The 15,386-nt window shown below is 69.2% G+C and carries 13 protein-coding genes and 1 pseudogene; 5 read left to right on the top strand and 9 right to left on the bottom strand.

Annotated features, from left to right (window positions below):
- Positions 1-92 precede the first annotated feature (92 nt).
- Together ACFY1J_RS38915 and ACFY1J_RS38910 are read left to right on the top strand one after the other, a co-directional pair.
- Positions 93-794 (top strand): FadR/GntR family transcriptional regulator, encoded by a 702-nt coding sequence (locus ACFY1J_RS38915; protein ID WP_390707676.1) that lies wholly within the window; start codon positions 93-95, stop codon positions 792-794.
- Positions 791-2,161 (top strand): FAD-binding oxidoreductase, encoded by a 1,371-nt coding sequence (locus ACFY1J_RS38910; RefSeq protein WP_390732890.1) that lies wholly within the window; start codon positions 791-793, stop codon positions 2,159-2,161. The genes ACFY1J_RS38915 and ACFY1J_RS38910 overlap by 4 nt, the downstream gene beginning before the upstream one ends.
- A 173-nt stretch (positions 2,162-2,334) precedes the next feature.
- Here ACFY1J_RS38910 and ACFY1J_RS38905 read toward each other — a convergent pair.
- Positions 2,335-2,865 (bottom strand): annotated as a pseudogene (locus ACFY1J_RS38905) (thiamine pyrophosphate-dependent enzyme); the annotation flags it as partial.
- 58 nt (positions 2,866-2,923) lie between these two features.
- On the opposite strand from ACFY1J_RS38905, the gene ACFY1J_RS38900 reads away from it, so the two are divergent.
- Complete coding sequence (locus ACFY1J_RS38900) at positions 2,924-3,220, top strand: TolB family protein (RefSeq protein ID WP_390732906.1); 297 nt, start codon at positions 2,924-2,926, stop codon at positions 3,218-3,220.
- A 454-nt stretch (positions 3,221-3,674) separates the two neighbouring features.
- On the opposite strand, the gene ACFY1J_RS38895 is transcribed toward ACFY1J_RS38900, so the two are convergent.
- Together ACFY1J_RS38895 and efeU are read right to left on the bottom strand one after the other, a co-directional pair.
- Entirely contained in the window at positions 3,675-4,388 is a 714-nt protein-coding gene (locus tag ACFY1J_RS38895) for a cupredoxin domain-containing protein (RefSeq protein WP_390732889.1), read from the bottom strand.
- Positions 4,389-4,438: 50 nt separating this feature from the next.
- A complete protein-coding gene (gene efeU / locus ACFY1J_RS38890; protein WP_390707673.1) occupies positions 4,439-5,275 on the bottom strand; it encodes an iron uptake transporter permease EfeU in 837 nt (278 codons plus the stop codon).
- A gap of 558 nt (positions 5,276-5,833) precedes the next feature.
- Between efeU and ACFY1J_RS38885 the strand changes: the two genes are divergently transcribed.
- Positions 5,834-6,316, top strand: a complete 483-nt coding sequence (locus ACFY1J_RS38885) for a hypothetical protein (protein ID WP_390707672.1) — start codon at positions 5,834-5,836, stop codon at positions 6,314-6,316.
- A 426-nt stretch (positions 6,317-6,742) separates the two neighbouring features.
- On the opposite strand, the gene ACFY1J_RS38880 is transcribed toward ACFY1J_RS38885, so the two are convergent.
- From ACFY1J_RS38880 to ACFY1J_RS38855, 6 genes are all read right to left on the bottom strand, one after another.
- On the bottom strand, positions 6,743-8,701 hold the full coding sequence (locus ACFY1J_RS38880; RefSeq protein WP_390732888.1) for a GAF domain-containing protein: 1,959 nt from the start codon (positions 8,699-8,701) through the stop codon (positions 6,743-6,745).
- A 76-nt stretch (positions 8,702-8,777) separates the two neighbouring features.
- Complete coding sequence (locus ACFY1J_RS38875) at positions 8,778-9,815, bottom strand: branched-chain amino acid ABC transporter permease (RefSeq protein WP_390707670.1); 1,038 nt, start codon at positions 9,813-9,815, stop codon at positions 8,778-8,780.
- A complete protein-coding gene (locus ACFY1J_RS38870; protein WP_390732887.1) occupies positions 9,812-10,678 on the bottom strand; it encodes a branched-chain amino acid ABC transporter permease in 867 nt (288 codons plus the stop codon). Before ACFY1J_RS38870 ends, ACFY1J_RS38875 begins: the two co-directional genes overlap by 4 nt.
- Before the next feature lie 66 nt (positions 10,679-10,744).
- Positions 10,745-11,992, bottom strand: coding sequence for an ABC transporter substrate-binding protein (locus tag ACFY1J_RS38865; protein WP_390707668.1), 1,248 nt, complete (start codon positions 11,990-11,992; stop codon positions 10,745-10,747).
- 62 nt (positions 11,993-12,054) lie between these two features.
- Entirely contained in the window at positions 12,055-12,747 is a 693-nt protein-coding gene (locus tag ACFY1J_RS38860; protein ID WP_390707667.1) for an ABC transporter ATP-binding protein, read from the bottom strand.
- Positions 12,740-13,498 (bottom strand): ABC transporter ATP-binding protein, encoded by a 759-nt coding sequence (locus ACFY1J_RS38855; RefSeq protein WP_390732886.1) that lies wholly within the window; start codon positions 13,496-13,498, stop codon positions 12,740-12,742. Before ACFY1J_RS38855 ends, ACFY1J_RS38860 begins: the two co-directional genes overlap by 8 nt.
- 241 nt (positions 13,499-13,739) lie before the next feature.
- On the opposite strand from ACFY1J_RS38855, the gene ACFY1J_RS38850 reads away from it, so the two are divergent.
- Entirely contained in the window at positions 13,740-15,347 is a 1,608-nt protein-coding gene (locus ACFY1J_RS38850; RefSeq protein WP_390732885.1) for a long-chain fatty acid--CoA ligase, read from the top strand.
- Positions 15,348-15,386: the final 39 nt, after the last annotated feature.

Here is a 15,386-nt window from a genome sequence, read left to right as displayed (position 1 = left end):
CTTCGAGGCTAGGGGCCTCTGTGTCCTGAGGCACAGCGAGGAGCACGATAGCTGCTTGTCCGACAAGCAGGCAAGAAGCTATCGTGTGCCGCATGACGATCTCGCCGGTATCGCGCGTGCCCCTGAGTCTGGACGTGGCTCAGCGCCTGCGAGCGGCCATCATCGACGGCACCTTCCCCGCCGAGACCGAGCTGCCCACGGAGACCGAACTCGCCCAGTCCTTCGGTGTCGGGCGGTCCACCATCCGCGAAGCGCTCCGGGTGTTGCAGGCGCACGGCCTGATCAGCGGCGCGGATACCGTCTCCACCGCGCGTCCGCGCGTCACCCACGAGCGCACGGCGGGCGCGGCGGGCCTGGCGCTGAGTACCGCGTTGCAGGTAGGCGCGATCCCGCTGGGTGACCTGGTGGCGCTTCGCATGCTGCTGGAGGCGGAGGCGATACGGCAGACCACCTCCGTGCCCGATGCGGCGAGGGCCTGCCTGGCGACCATGGCTGCAGCGGTGGAGAACACCGACATCCATACCTTCCACGCAGCTGACGTGGACTTCCACGTGCAACTCGCCTATGCCGGCGGTAATCAGGCGGTGGGGTTCGTCATCGGCGTGCTGCGCGACTGCATCGCCGGCTACCTGCTCGACGCGCTCGCCGCGGTGGCCGATCGGGGCACGGTGCTCGCGCGTCTGCTGGCCGAACACCAGGCGATCGTCGACGCGCTGGACGCGGGCGATTCCGACCGAGCCGCCGAGCTGGTCGTGGCTCACGTCCGCGGTTTCTACGAGCCGGAGACACCATGACCGAGGTTGTCGCGGACGTCGCCGCCGCCCTGGCCGCCGTGCTCCCGGGCCGGGTGGTCACCGACCGGGACGCGATGGAGGCCTACCGGCGTGACCAATGCCTGTTGGCTCCCGCGGGGCGCCCGGCGGCGGTGGTATGTGCCCGCTCGACCGATGACGTGATTGCCGCACTGTGCACAGCCGGCGACCATCGCGCCCCGGTGGTGACCCGGGGGGCCGGCACCGGGTTGGCCGGCGCGGCCAATGCGATCGACGGCTGCGTCGTACTCTCGCTCGCCGCGATGGACCGGATCCTGGCCCTTGACGTGGCCGGCCGGACGGCAACCGTCGAGCCGGGCGTGGTCACCGGCGATCTCGACGCCCGCGCCCGCGAGCACGGCCTGTGGTATCCGCCGGACCCCGGCAGCAAGGCGATCTCCACCATCGGCGGCAACCTGTCGACCAACGCAGGCGGCATGTGCTGCGCCAAGTATGGGGTCACCGCTGACCATGTCGCCGCGCTGACGGCCGTGCTCGCCGATGGCCGCGTGATCCGTACCGGTCCGCCGACCCGCAAGAACGTCACCGGGCTCGACCTCACCCGGCTCCTCGTCGGCTCCGAAGGCACCCTCGCGGTGATCGTGGACGCCACCGTGCGACTGCGACCGCTCCCGACGGCGACGGCGACCGCAGTGGCCGTGTTCCCGACACCCCAACAGGCAGTCGACACCGTGCTGCAGATCGCGACGGTCGCCGACCCAGCGGCGGTGGAGCTCATGGACCGCACCTGCATTCGCGCCGTCAATCGCCTGACACGCATGGGGTTGGACGAGTCGGCCGGGGCGCTCCTGCTCATCCAGTGCGACGGGCCGTCCGCCGATCAGGAAGCCGTCACCTGTGCCAGGCTGGCTGAAGCCGGGGGTGCCACCGAGGTGCTGCACACTGCCGACCCAACGGAAGGCGAGATGTTCATGCAGGCCAGACGAACGGTGTACCCGGCGCTGGAGAGACTGGGCACCACGCTGCTCGACGACGTCGGCGTCGCGGTCCAGGACCTTCCCCGTTTGCTTGGCGCGATCGAGCGAACTGCTGCCGACCACGGCGTGCTGGTCGGCACCTTCGGCCACGCTGCCGACGGCAATTTGCATCCGACCATCGTCTACGACGCCACCGACCGTGACGCCGCTGATCGTGCCGGTGCCGCGTTCGACGACATCGTGGCCGCCGCGCTCGCGCTCGGCGGCACGATCACCGGCGAGCACGGCGTGGGCTCGCTCAAGACGCGCCACCTCGACGCACAACTCGGTCCTACCGAGCGGGAGCTGATGACGGGCATCAAGGCCGTCTTCGACCCCGAGGGCATCCTCAACCCGGGTCGCGCGTATTAGTCGCGCGTATTAGGGGTCATTCAAACGAACGCCCCTGTCTCACGTTCGGTGGCGACGGACCGGTGCCGGTGTCCTTGTTGCCGTCCGTGCACACGCACGCTGGTGTAGCCCACGCACGGCTGCGGCCACACGATTTTCGTCGATGCCGGTGGTCGGTCGGCCCTGTTCTGAGGTCAGAACGGGCCATGAAGACTGCCCAGCCTGTCGGTCAGGCGTAGGTTCTCGGAGTAGTCGACCGGGCAGGTGATCACGGAGACCGTGTCGTCGAGGGCGCGGGGCGGCACGGGCAGCAGTTGGTCGGCGGTCTCGATCCGGTAACCTCGCGCGCCGAAGCTTTCGGCGTAGGCGACCAAGTCCGGGTTGGTGAACCGGGTGTGGCTGTGACGGCCGAGTTCGAGTTCCATCTTCCAGGTGATCAGGCCGTATTCCTCGTCCACCAGGACGAGGAGGACCAGTGGCACGCGTTCGCGGACAGCGGTCTGCAGTTCCTGGGAGTTCATCAGGAACGAGCCGTCGCCCATCATTGCGAGCACTCGCCGGTCCGGTCGCGCGAGCTTGGCGGCGATGGCGCCCGGCAGTGCGAAACCCATGGTGGACAGACCGTTGGAGACCAGGCACGTGTCCGGCTCGTAGGTGGGGTAGAGGCGCGCCATCCACATCCTCCCGGCGCCGGTGTCCGCGAGCACGATGTCGTGGCGGCGCAGTCGACGGGGGCTGTCCGGGGCTTCGCCGCGGACAGCCCCCGCGTGATGCGAGGAGAACGTGGAATGCCCGTCGTTGTCACCGGACGGCACCCGCATCGCGTTCAAGGAGGCCATCGGCGCCGATCCCCCCCGCGGCTGGCGCCTGTCCGTGCTCGAACTGGCCTCGATGCAGGTGACGCCGCTGGCAGAGACCCGCAGCATCGACGACCAGGCTGCCTGGCTCGACAACGCCACGCTCGCCTACACGGTACGAGACAGCAGCGGCGACCCTGATGTCTGGACGGTGCGGGCTGACGGGTCCGGCGCACCTCACCTGCTCGTCCCCGACTCCGAGTCCCCGGCTGCACTGGGCTGAGAGGCCATCCACTTTCGTCATCACGGTGGACGCCGTGCCACTCGCCCTGGCTGCCCTCGTTGCAGCGCCCGAGTCTGCCACCAGCGTCAACGGACTGCTGGACCGAGCATCCCCTCACCTGCAACGCCGCCGCGTCCCCGGCCTGCACCGGCTGCGCGCTTCGGGCGGCCTGCTGAGGCTGCGACCGTGGCACGGCCTGAAGATGGGCGGCCTCGGCGGCGGTGGAGGAGGAAGCGAAGGTGAACGCGCGTGGGGACGGCCCGTGCGCCCGCAGGTCCGCCGAAAGCGCCTGCCCGCCCCGGTCCCCCGTGAGTCGACGCCTGCTGCGCGGGGGACCGGTTGCCCGGATTGATCGCTTGACCCGTGCGTCGCGTCCTCCTCGAGTCGGCGGTCGGTGCGCGCGGATGGCGGTGGCCGCCCAGGCTCCGCCATCCGCGCCGGAAGAGGTGGTGCGTCAGCTGACGGTGAAGCTGCCCTTCATACCCTTGTCGGCGTGGTCGGCGATGCCGCACTTGTAGGTGTACGTGCCGGGCTTGGCCAGGGTGATGACGGCCTCTCCGGTGGTTCCGGGCTTGACCGGACTGACCTCGCCGACTTCCTTGCCGTCGGGGCCGAAGACCTCCAGCTCGTGCTCGGTTGTGCCCTGATTCTCCAGCTTGAACTCGATCTTCTCGCCGGCCTTGGCGGTGAGCGTGTCCAGTCCTTCGAGCTGGTGCTCCTTGGCTTCGACCTCGACCTCGCGGTCGTATGCCTCCTCTTCGGCCTCTGTGTTCGCCTTGGCGCCCTCGACGGTGATCTTCTGGCGGATGCCGTCGCCCGTCTGGCCGGGCTTGCACGCAATCTCGTACGTGCCGCCGCCCAGCTCGACTTGCATGTCGCGGGAGGTACCGGGACCGATGTTCTCGACCTCGCTGACGATGCGGTCGTAGGCGCCGTCGTGCTTGCCATAGACGTAGACCTCGGTCGCCTTGTCGCCCTTGTTGGTGATGGCGAAGGCGATCTTGCCGGTCTTCAGCTCCGTCTTGGCGACCTTGCAGGCGGTGTCAGTGGCGGTGATGGCCACCTTGTCGCTTGCGGAGCCACTGGAGTTGTTGCCGCCGCAGGCGGCCAGGAGGGGGAGGGCGAGGACGGCGGTGACCAGGATGGGGAGCGTGCGAGACGTGCGCATAGGTGATCTCCGAAAGAGCGGTGGGGCGGGAAAGGGCGCTGCGTGGGGAGTCAGCGGTTGGCCGGAGCACCGGCAGGGGCCGGGGTGTTGCTCCGGCCAGGGAGGAAGAACACGGTCATCACCGGGAGGATGTAGGCGAGCCAGGCGGCAACCTCGTACCAGGTGGAGGCCGGGCTGAAGTTGACCGTGCCCTTGAGCAGGGTGCCGTACCAACTGTCGGGTGGAACGGCGCTTGAGACGTCGAAGGCGATGTCGTTCAGCCCTGGCAGGACGCCTGCCTCCTGCAGATCGTGGACGCCGTAGGAGAAGACCCCGGCAGCGACGACGACCAGGGCGGCACCGGTCCAGGTGAAGAACCTGGCGAGGTTGATCTTCACGGCGCCGCGGTAGAAGAGGTAGCCCAGGACGACGGCGCTGACCAGGCCGAGACCAGCGCCGAGAAGCGGGGCAGTGCTCTGGCCGGTGGCTTGCACGGCGGTCCAGATGAAAAGGGCTGTCTCGAGCCCCTCCCGGCCGACCGCGATGAACGACGTGACGACCAGGGCCAGGGTGCCCATTGCGAGGGCGGCGTCGAGCCTGCCCTGCAGTTCGGCCTTCAGGTGCCGGGCAGTGCGGCGCATCCAGAAGACCATCCAGGTGACAAAGCCGACCGCGACGATCGACAGGCTGCCACCGAAAGCCTCCTGGGCCTCGAAGGACATCTGGGAGGAGGAGAAGGTGAGCACGGCACCGAAGGCGAGACTGAGGGTCACGGCGGCTAGCACGCCGGCCCACAGAGGCGCGAGCCGGTCACGGTGGTCACTCTTGACCAGGTAGGCGACCAGGATGCCCACGACGAGGGACGCTTCGAGTCCCTCGCGCAGGCCGATGAGGTAGTTGGCGAACACAGCGCGGACAGTAAATGAGGTAAGCCTTACCTATCAAGTTTCTGTGCGTCAGAATCTCGGTGAGGTCACGACGCGGTCACTCTGTCCACGGAGGAGGTCGCCGCCGACCGGCACGCGTCCGTGAACCCGTAAAGACTCACCTCAAATCATCGGGTGCGGCGCCGGGCGGGCTCGTACGGATGCGATGGACTGCAAGGGGCAACGCGACTGCCAGGACATGGCTGCCGCGACCTGGCCGCCGCCGCGGATGTCGATTTCCTCGGGATTGAGCGAGTCCTAGGGCCGGCGGCTCATGACGGCCGCGGTGCCCGTCGAACTTCGCCGGTCCCACCGCTGCGATGGCGGTGCCTTCGAACTGCTCGGCCTCGCGCCACATCTGCACCGCCACCCGCGTTCAGCGCGTGCCGGTGTGTGTCGAGGCCCCATGCGCTGGACGGGGTAGTGGGACCCCGGAGCCTCGCGCGGGCGCACCACAGCCGACCGCGGAGTGCCCCACTCCCCTCCATCCAGGCCCGACCGACCGCATCCGGTCTCACCCCCTCGGGGAGATACTGCCGCATGCGAATGCCGAAGCCGCGACGTGACGGGCGCGCGGTCGGCAGGGAGGGGAAAACGATCATGCAGACCAACGACGTGCAGTTAATTCGGGCCTTCACCGCAGTTACGGGGGGACGCAGCCAGGACACCAGCCCGAACGAGGTCGCCGGGATCCAGCAGGCCAACTTCGACCTCATCATCGAAGGGGAAGCAGGGGACGCCGTCGGAGACGCGGAGATGGCCTACACGCTGTACCTCAGCGCGGCGTCAACGTCGGGCGGCGTCACGGCGTTTGCGCGGCAACGGCTGGCGGAGAGGGTGGCCGATGGCAGCTTCGGGTGGTCCGTCACCCCCACGAAGAACGATGGCTACCTTCTGCGCCGCGTCATCACCGTGAACGCCGGCGACTTCCCCGAGGGAGACGTGTACCAGTTCACGATCACCCTCAGGACCAAGAACGGCATCCTCACCACAACGAAGAGCGACGAGTTCGTGACGATCTGAGCTGACAAAGGCAGCCGCCCCTGCGCCCGCTCACCAGGCGCGGGGCGGCCAGTCCTACTGCAGGACCTCTTACAGCGGCTGGTGACGCTGTGCAGTGCTGCTGGTATGTAGGATTCAACTTCCCGACAGTTGGCGGCAGATCCTGCCGAGGGTTGCCGTCCGCCGGCGCACGAGAATGTCGTTGGTCACTGCTCCGGTGGCCTTTCCGTCGTCCCTCGTCTCACGTGCCGGAAGGATGGTCGGAAACCGCTTGGAGCGGAGGACGTAACGGCCCTGTACAAGCGGTCCAGGAAGGCACCGGACGCGCAGCTGCACCTCGTCGACGGCAGCGCCCATGACGCCGACATGTTCGGAGCCGAATTCCAGGTGTGGTTGGACGTCAAGGCGTTCATGGCCGAGTACAAGCGACGCCGGGCGGCCGTTCGCTCAGTGCGCAGCCAGCACGCTGTGTACCTTCAGCGCGAGATGGACCTGCAGCGCGTGGTCGCCGTGCCGCCACTGCGGTCCCAGTAGGGCGGTGACGCGGTCCATGCGCTGGTACAGGGTGTTGACGTGGATGAACAGGTCGGTCGCGGTGCGGGTGAGGCTCGCGTCGCAGGCGAAGTACGCCAGGAGGGTGCGGACGAGCTCGCCGCCGCGGCGTTCGTCGTAGTCCAGCACGGGTCCGATGACGCGCCGCACGAACCGGCGCAGCTCCTCGCGGCCGGCCTGTCTGAACAGCAGCCCGTAGATGCCGAGTTCGTCGGGGGAGGCGCCGTGGCCGTCCCGGTCGAGGGCGAGCAGAACGTCGAGGCACCGCGCCGCGTCGCGGTGGGCTGCGATGACGGCGTCGACGCCCGGAGCCGCCGACGTGCCGCCGACCGTGACCGCGTCGCCCACGGTCCTGGACAGGTGGTCGGCCAGTGAGCGGGCGGTCTCCGCCGGAGTGTGATCGCCGGGTAGCAGGACGACGACGTCGCCGCGGTATTCGCCGGCCAGGCCCTTTGCCTGGGCGGCGAACGTGGCGGCCGCGTCGGCAATGGCCCGGCGGTGTCCGCCGCCGCGGCATCGGGCGGCGAGAACGGTGTGCGGCCGGCTCAGATCGAGGCCCATCAGGGCGGCGCGGCGGCGCAGTCCCTCGAGGTCGCGGTGCGGGGCTCCGAGCAGGTCCTCCAGGATCTCACCGCGCAGGCGGTGCTCGGCCTCGGCGACGCCGCGCTCGCTCAGCAGCATGAGCGCCGTGACCAGGGCCGCGCGCTCCAGTGAGCGCATGTCGACGGCGTCGAGGCGCTCCCTCACCAGGGCCAGGGACCCGAGCGCCTCGGTCCCGGCCATGATCGGCGTGGCGCAGGCCGAGGCACCGGTTCCCGAACCGGGGATACGGCGGGTTCGACGGGACTCCGCGCTCAGTATGCAGGCTTCGTGCACCGCGCGGGCGGTCGGTGACTCCTGTAGGAGGGCGCCGCCCACACCGGTGTGTTCGACCACCGGATCCCCGCCCACGGCGGCCATGACGCGGCCGGCGGGGTCGAGGACAAGGATGCTGCCGCCGAGTACCTCGGCGAGGTTTTCGGCGACGTCGTGCATACCGCCTCCGTGCAGGACGATGCTGGTCAGTCGCTCGTGCAGCGAGGCGGCCTGCTCCACGGACGCGCTGTGGGCCTGGATGACGGCGTTCGCCTCGGTGAGGTCGTCGACGGCGCGCCGGACCTCCTGGAAAAGGGTGGCGTTCTCGATGGCGATGGCCGCGTGGTTGGCCAGCGAGACGAGCAGAGCCACCTCGTGGTCGGGGAACGGGCGTGCGCTGCGGTTGGCCGCGAACAGCACCCCTATGACCTTCTTACCGAGCTTGAGCGGCACGCCCTGGATGGCCATCAGCCCTTCGTCGCGCACGACGTCGTCGACGGTGTGGTCGAAGCGCGCGTCACGCAGGTAGTCGGGGGTGTTGTAGGGGACGGCGGTCTTGGCCACCAGGCCGCCGAGCCCAGCTCCCATGGCCAGCCGGGCGCGTTTGAAGGCGTCGGTGCGGATGCCGTCGGTGACTCGTACGTAGTTGTCGTCGCGCCGGGTGTCGTGCAGCATCATGTAGGCGGCGTCCGCGCCCAGCAGGACCCGGCCCCGGCGGACGATCGCCTGGAGCACCGCCTCCAGGTCGCGCAGGGAGGAGAGGTCGCCCGCGGTCTCGTACAGCGCGGCGAGTTCGTCCTCGCGGCGGCGACGGTCCTCCAGCTGGGCTCTGACGTGCAGCGCATCGTCGACCAGTGGGCGCAGGTGCGGTAGCTCGCCGGCGGGGCAGCCGTCGAGGAGTGCCTCGTAGGCCTCGGGGGTGGCGCGGTCGCGCAGCAGGCGCAGCAAGCTGCGGGCCGTGTCGATGCCCGGGCTGCTCGGTGACAGGTCGGTGGTCATGGTCCCCCCTCGGGCGGTTCGGGCGGCACCTGGTGAGCTGTGCTGCACCGCAGCCTGTGAGGGCGCGGTGGGCTGCCTACGATGACACGCGCTGCGGCGTGCTGTCATGATCCTTCCCAGTGCCGGACCCGGGCTCGTGGACCTCGGGCTCTGAGCCCGCGCGTGCCCGGACGGCATGCGCGATCGTGCCCCACACCCCACGCCGGAAGACCAGCACGGCGACGATGAAGACACCACCGGTGATCAGCCCGGTCTCCTCGAAGCCGGCGGTGGACAGCCAGTCCTCCAGGCGCACGACGACGGCGGCGCCGAGCAGGCTGCCCCACAGGGTGCCGATGCCCCCCAGCACCGTCATCACGACAACCTCGCCGGAGGTCGTCCAGTAGACCTCCTGCAGCGAGGCGAAGCCGTGGTTGACGGCGAAGAGGCCGCCCGCCAGGCCGGACAGGAACGCCGAGACGACGAAGACAACGAGTTTGTACCGGTCGGCTGGGTAGCCCAGCGCGCGCACCCGGTCGGTGTTCTCGCGCACGGCGGCGACCACCCGGCCGAACGGTGAGTGTACGATCCGCCAGGCCGCCGCCAGGCCGAGCAGCACCGCGGGCAGCATGGCGTAGTAGAAGAGGAAGGAGTCCGACAGGTCGATGCCGGGCAGTTCCCGCGGGATGCCCTGCAGGCCGTTCTCGCCGCCGGTGACGTCGCCCCACTGGTTGGCGACGAAGTACACCATCTGCGCGAACGCCAGGGTGACCATGGCGAAGTAGATGCCGCTGCGGCGCACGGCCAGCCAGCCGATCGGTGCGGCGAGCAGCGCGGCGGCCGCGGCGCCGGCCAGCACGGCGGCGTAGAAGGGCAGTTTGTTGTGGAGGGCGATGAGCCCGGTCACGTACGCCGAGGTGCCCCAGAAGGCTGCGTGTCCGAAGGACAGCAGGCCGGCGTGCCCGAGCAGCAGGTCGAAGGCGACGGCGAACAGCCCCCAGCACAGGATGTCGGCGGCGACCGGCGGATACAGCACCCAGGGCAGGCCGAGGGCCGCGACGAGCCCGGCCGCGAGCAGGCCCCACCGGACAGCGGTGGGATACCGGCGCAGCTTGCCGAGGAGGGCGAGGATCATGCGTGTTCCTCCTTGCCGAACAGCCCGGCGGGCCGGATCAGCAGAACGACTGCCATGAGCAGGAAGACGGAGGTCTGGGACAGGGCGGGGACGTACAGATTGCCGAGGGCCTGGAGCATGCCGATGACGAACCCGGACAGCACCGAGCCGAAGACGGAACCGAGGCCGCCGATCACGACCACCGCGAACACGGTGATGATGAGGTCGCCGCCCATCGAGGAGTCGACCGCCCGCATGGGGGCCGCGAGCACTCCTGCGAGCGCCGCGAGACCGATCCCGAAGCCGAAGACGGGAGTCACCCAGCGCTTGGTGTCGATGCCGAACGCGCGGGTCAGTTCGGGGCGTTCGGTGGCGGCCCGCACGATGGTGCCGATGCGGGTGCGGGTCAGCAGCAGCCACACCGCAAGGCAGGCAGTCACGGACACGCCGAGGACGAAGACCTGGTAGCGGGGGAAGTCGAACAGACCGAGGTCGAGGGAGCCCGCGAACGGCGCGTGTTCGTACGGCTGCGAGTGCGAGCCGTATTTCATGCGCAGCAGGTCCTGGCAGACCAGGGCGATGCCGAAGGTCAGCAGGAAGTTGTAGAGAGGGTCCAGGGCCGCGAGGCGGCGGATGAGCAGCCGTTCCAGCAGGGTCCCCGCGATCGCGAGTACCAGGGGTACGAGCAGCAGCGCCCACCAGAAGCCGAGCCCCGCACGGTCGGCGAGGACGACCGCGCCGAACGCACCGAGCATGTAGACGGCGCCGTGGGCGAAGTTCACCACGCGCAGCATCCCGAAGATGACGGCGAGGCCGAGCGCGAGCAGGGCGTAGAAGCTGCCGCTGACCAGCCCGTTGAAAGTCTGTTGCAGGAACGAGGCCATGGGTGGTCCTGTCGTCGGGCGGCGGCCCGCCCGCGCCGTCGCGGGCGGGCCGCCTGTCGGGAAGGGTCAGCTCATGTGACAGTCCGGCGAGGGCTTGTCGAACGCCTCGGCGGCGGGGATGGTGCCGACCAGTTCGGTGTAGTCGCCGTCTTCCTTCGCCTGCGCCGGGTCCTTGACCTTGGCCAGGTAGGCGTCATGGACGACGCGGTGGTCCTCGGCGCGCACGGTGGCGTTGCGGGCGAAGAAGTCGTCGATCTTCATCCCGTCCAGCTTCTTGGAGACGTCTTCGGCCTTGTCGGTGCCCGCCTTCTGCACGGCGTCCAGGTAGTTGGTGGCCGCCGAGTAGTCGGCTGCCTGGTCGAACGTGGGCCACTTGCCGGTGCGCTCCTTGAACCGGTCGGCCCACACTCGGGACTTGGCGTCGAGGTTCCAGAACCAGGCGGTGGTGAACATCGTCCCGGCCAGCTTGTTGGCGCCGATCGCCTTGATGTCGCTGTCCGTGAGCAGGCCGACAGCGAGCTTGATGCCTTTGTCCTTGAGTTTGAACTGCTCGTACTGCTTGACCACGTTGGCCAGGTCGCCGCCGGCCTGGAGGGCGCCGAGCACGTCCGGCTTCGGGTGCAGGCCGGGCGCTTTGAGCAGGAACGTGGAGTAGTTGTCGCTGGGGAAGGGGGTGGGATCCTTGGCGACCACCTTGCCTCCCGCCCCTTGGACGGCGGTGGTGAACTTCGCCTGCATGTCCTGCCCGAAGGCGTAGTCCGGGTAGATCATGTACCAGTTCTTGCCACCTTGCTCGGTCACTTTGGCGCCGGTGCCGTGCGCGAGCATGTAGGCGTCGTACGCCCATTCATAGGTGTAGGGGTTGCAGCTCGTGCCCGCGAGCTCGGTGGTCGCCGCCGCCGTGTTGAAGTACAGCCGCTTGGACTGCTGGGCGACGGTCGCCACCGCCAGAGCGGCCGACGAGGTGGGCACGTCGAAGAGGGCGTCGGCCTGCTTGCGCTCGTACATCTCCCGGGCCTGGGTGTTGGCGACCTCCGGCTTGTTCTGGTGGTCCGCCTTGACGACCTCGATGCTCTTGGCGACCGCCTTGTCGCCGTACTTCTTCTTGAAGTCGTCGACGGCCATCCGCACGGCGTCGACCGAGCCGGGACCTGCGATGTCGGCGTAGACGCCGGAGAGATCGGTGAGCACTCCGAGCACGATCTTGCCGTCGCTGACCTTCCCGCCGCCCGAACTGGGACCGCCTCCCCCGCAGCCCGCGAGCAGCGCCCCCACCGCGGCCGTGGCCGCGACCGTCGACAATGTGCGCTTCATCTGTGGTGCCTCCTGGTCGATACGTCACTGAAAGCGGAGGGGTGGTGATAGGTGACGGGATGTCACAGTCCGAGGTGCGCCAGCAGTTCGCCCTCGCGCTCCCGCGCGTCGGCGTTGTCCAGCGACTCGACGATGCGGCCCTGCGCGAGGAGGTAGTGGCGGTCGGCGACCGTGGTGGCGAACCGGAGGTTCTGCTCGACGAGGAGCACTGCCACACCGTGTTCCTTGGCCTCACGCAGGATCTCGCCGATGCGCTGGACGATGACCGGGGCCAGCCCCTCGGTCGGCTCGTCACACAGCAACAGCCGTGCCCCGGCCCGCAGTACCCGGGCCAGCGCGAGCATCTGCTGCTCCCCGCCGGAAAGCTTGTTACCGGAGAAGCGGCGGCGGGCCGCCAGCACCGGGAACGTGTCGTAGATCCGCTCCAGTGGCCATGGAGAGGACCCTCTGACCGGCGGCAGGGCGAGGTTCTCCCCCACCGAGAGGCCCGCATAGATGCCGCGGTCGTCGGGGACGAGGCCCAGGCCGAGACGGGCTCGCCGGTGCGGAGGCGCCGTGGTGACATCCTGGTCCGCGAATCTCACGCGGCCCGACATCGACCGGTGCAGGCCCATCGCGCAGCGCAGCAGGGTGGTCTTGCCGGCGCCGTTGCGGCCCACCAGGGTGACCACCTCGCCCTCGCCGACGCGCAGGGACACGTCGTCCACGACTGTCGCCTCGCCGTAGCGGGCGCTGACCTTCTCGATCTCAAGCAACCTCGGCCCCCAAATACGCCTCGATGACCAGCGGATCGGCCTTGACCTGGTCGTACGGGCCCTGGGCGAGTACTTCGCCGCGCTGCAGCACGGTCACGGTGTCGGCGAGGGAGCCGACGACACTCATGTTGTGTTCGACCATCACCACGTTGCGGCCCGCACGGATCCGGGAGATCAACGCCGTGATCCGGCCGACGTCCTCCAGGCCCATGCCGGCCGTCGGCTCGTCCAGGAGCAGCAGCTTCGGGTCGAGCGCCAGTGCGATGGTCAGTTCCAGGGCCCGTTTCTGCCCGTACGGCAGGCTTTCGGCGGCCCGCTCGGCAAGCCGTGCCAGACCGACCTCGTCGAGGAGTTCGACGGCACGGCCGGAGAAGCGGCGCATGAGCTTGTCGCTGCGCCAGAAGCGGCGGCCCAGACCGGTGGCCGACTGCAGCGCCAGCTCCACGTGCTCGATGGACGTCATCTGCGGGAACAGGCTGGTGACCTGGAAGGAGCGGGCCACACCGAGGCGCGCGATGCGCTCGGGCGGCTGCCCGGTGACATCGTGCCCGTTGAACATGATGCGTCCGCCCGACGGTTTCAGAAACCCGGTGAGCAGGTTGAACAGCGTGGTCTTGCCAGCCCCGTTGGGGCCGACCAGGGCGTGAACGGTGCCTTCGACGACGCTCAGGTCCACCTCGTTCACGGCCCGGAAGCCCTGGAACTCCTTGGACAGTTGGTGCGTGGCCAAAATGGCGCGCGCTTGTCTCATGACCGCCTCGGCTGCACGGGGGATACGTCGGCGGATGCCGATGTGACGCAGACGTTAAATTCGGCCACCCCTGGCGGCTACGGAGCCAACCTCCACATCGAGCCCTCCTCGAGTGTGGGTTCCTCCTGGTCGCCGGTCACCGCGCGCAGCGGCGGGGTGGGGATCCGCTCCACTCCGGGTGCTCATGGACCGTGGGAATCCTCCGTGGCCGGGCCGTCGCCCGGCGCCCACGATGTGCCCCATGGCGATGATGGACACCCCGTTGACCACGTGGCTGCTCTTCGGCCACGCCCCGCGTTACTTCCCCGACACCGAGATCGTCACCCGGTTCCCGGACGGCCACGTGCACCGCTACACCTACGCCGCCTTCGCACGCCGCGCCCAGCAGTTGATGCACGCCCTCGACACTCTCGGCCTGGAGCCCGGCGACCGCGTGGCCACCCTGGCCTGGAACAGCTACCGGCACCTGGAGGCGTACTGGGCCATACCCTGCACCGGGCGCATGCTGCACACTCTCAACCTGAGGCTGTCCCCCGAGGACCTGGCGTACATCATCGATCACGCCGACGACCGGGCTGTCCTCGTCGACCCCGACCTGCTGCCCCTGCTGGAGAAGGTGCACGCTCGTGGCGGCCTCAGCGGCGTACGCCACCTGGTGGTCCTCTCCGACACCGTGCCGCCCACCACGCTGCCGGGAGTCGTGGCCTACGAGGAGCTCATCGCCGACCACCCCGGCAGGTACGAGCCCCGGAACATCGACGAACGAGCGCCGCTGGGTCTGTGCTACACCTCAGGCACCACCGGCCGCCCCAAGGGCGTGGTCTACACGCACCGCTCCACCGTGCTGCACGCCCTCGCCGCCTCCTCCCAAGCCGCGATGGCGATCGGCCCCGGAGACACCGTGCTGCCGGTCGTGCCGATGTTCCACGCCAACGCCTGGGGCATCCCGTACACGGCCACACCGTACGGCGCCAAGCAGGTCTTCTCCAGCGGCTCGCTGGATCCCGCCGCCCTGGTCGAGCTGATGGCGGCCGAGCGGGTCACGGTCGCCGCAGGCGTGCCCACCATCTGGATGGCGGTCGCCGACGAGATAGCCGCCCGCGGCGGCCTGCCGGAGCTGCGGCACCTGCTGTGCGGCGGATCCCGCCCGTCCCGCTCATTGATCGAACGCTACCGGCGCGACTTCGGCATCCCGCTGGTCCAGGTGTGGGGCATGACGGAAACCTCACCGCTGGCCTCGCTGGCCTGGCCCAAGGAGCGGATGCGGGACTGGGACGAGGAGCGGATCACCGACGTCGTCCGCACCCGGGCCGGACTGCCGCTGCCCGGCGTCCAGATGGAGATCCGCGACGAGGACGGTCGCCCACTCCCGTGGGACGGCGCCTCGATGGGCGACCTGCTGGTACGCGGCCCATGGATCGCCGACTCCTACCTCGGAGGGGAAGGCGCCGAGGCGTTCACCGAGGACGGCTGGTTCCGTACCGGCGACATTGCCATCGGTTCCCCGCACGGTTACATGGTCATCGCCGACCGCGCCAAGGACCTCATCAAGTCGGGCGGTGAGTGGATCTCGTCGGTGGACATGGAATCGGCCGTCATGGCGCTGCCGGAGGTCGCCGAGGCCGCGGCCATCGCGGTCCCCGACGAGAAGTGGCAGGAGCGGCCCCTGATCTGCCTCGCCACTCGGCCCGGCAGCACCATCACCCTCGAACGCATCCGGGGCCACCTGGAACGCAGCGGCTTCTCACGCTGGCAACTGCCTGACCGGATCGAGGTCATGGAGACCATCCCGCGCACCGGCGTCGGAAAGTTCGACAAGAAGACGCTGCGCAAGCGATTCGACACCTGATCGCGCCCAACGGTCCTGCGTCATCTGCAGGTTGTGCAC

The organism is Streptomyces sp. NPDC001406 (assembly GCF_042895285.1).
Classification (GTDB): Bacteria; Actinomycetota; Actinomycetes; order Streptomycetales; family Streptomycetaceae; genus Streptomyces.
This window is presented reverse-complemented; position numbering and strand designations above follow the sequence as displayed.

What these genes read in the sequence shown, in the direction of transcription:
- ACFY1J_RS38915 (WP_390707676.1), top strand. Translation starts at nt 93, where the DNA reads ATGACGATCTCGCCGGTATCGCGCGTGCCCCTGAGTCTGGACGTGGCT.
- ACFY1J_RS38910 (WP_390732890.1), top strand. Translation starts at nt 791, where the DNA reads ATGACCGAGGTTGTCGCGGACGTCGCCGCCGCCCTGGCCGCCGTGCTC.
- ACFY1J_RS38895 (WP_390732889.1), bottom strand. Translation starts at nt 4,388, where the DNA reads ATGCGCACGTCTCGCACGCTCCCCATCCTGGTCACCGCCGTCCTCGCC.
- ACFY1J_RS38885 (WP_390707672.1), top strand. Translation starts at nt 5,834, where the DNA reads ATGCGAATGCCGAAGCCGCGACGTGACGGGCGCGCGGTCGGCAGGGAG.
- ACFY1J_RS38880 (WP_390732888.1), bottom strand. Translation starts at nt 8,701, where the DNA reads ATGACCACCGACCTGTCACCGAGCAGCCCGGGCATCGACACGGCCCGC.
- ACFY1J_RS38875 (WP_390707670.1), bottom strand. Translation starts at nt 9,815, where the DNA reads ATGATCCTCGCCCTCCTCGGCAAGCTGCGCCGGTATCCCACCGCTGTC.
- ACFY1J_RS38870 (WP_390732887.1), bottom strand. Translation starts at nt 10,678, where the DNA reads ATGGCCTCGTTCCTGCAACAGACTTTCAACGGGCTGGTCAGCGGCAGC.
- ACFY1J_RS38865 (WP_390707668.1), bottom strand. Translation starts at nt 11,992, where the DNA reads ATGAAGCGCACATTGTCGACGGTCGCGGCCACGGCCGCGGTGGGGGCG.
- ACFY1J_RS38855 (WP_390732886.1), bottom strand. Translation starts at nt 13,498, where the DNA reads ATGAGACAAGCGCGCGCCATTTTGGCCACGCACCAACTGTCCAAGGAG.
- ACFY1J_RS38850 (WP_390732885.1), top strand. Translation starts at nt 13,740, where the DNA reads ATGGCGATGATGGACACCCCGTTGACCACGTGGCTGCTCTTCGGCCAC.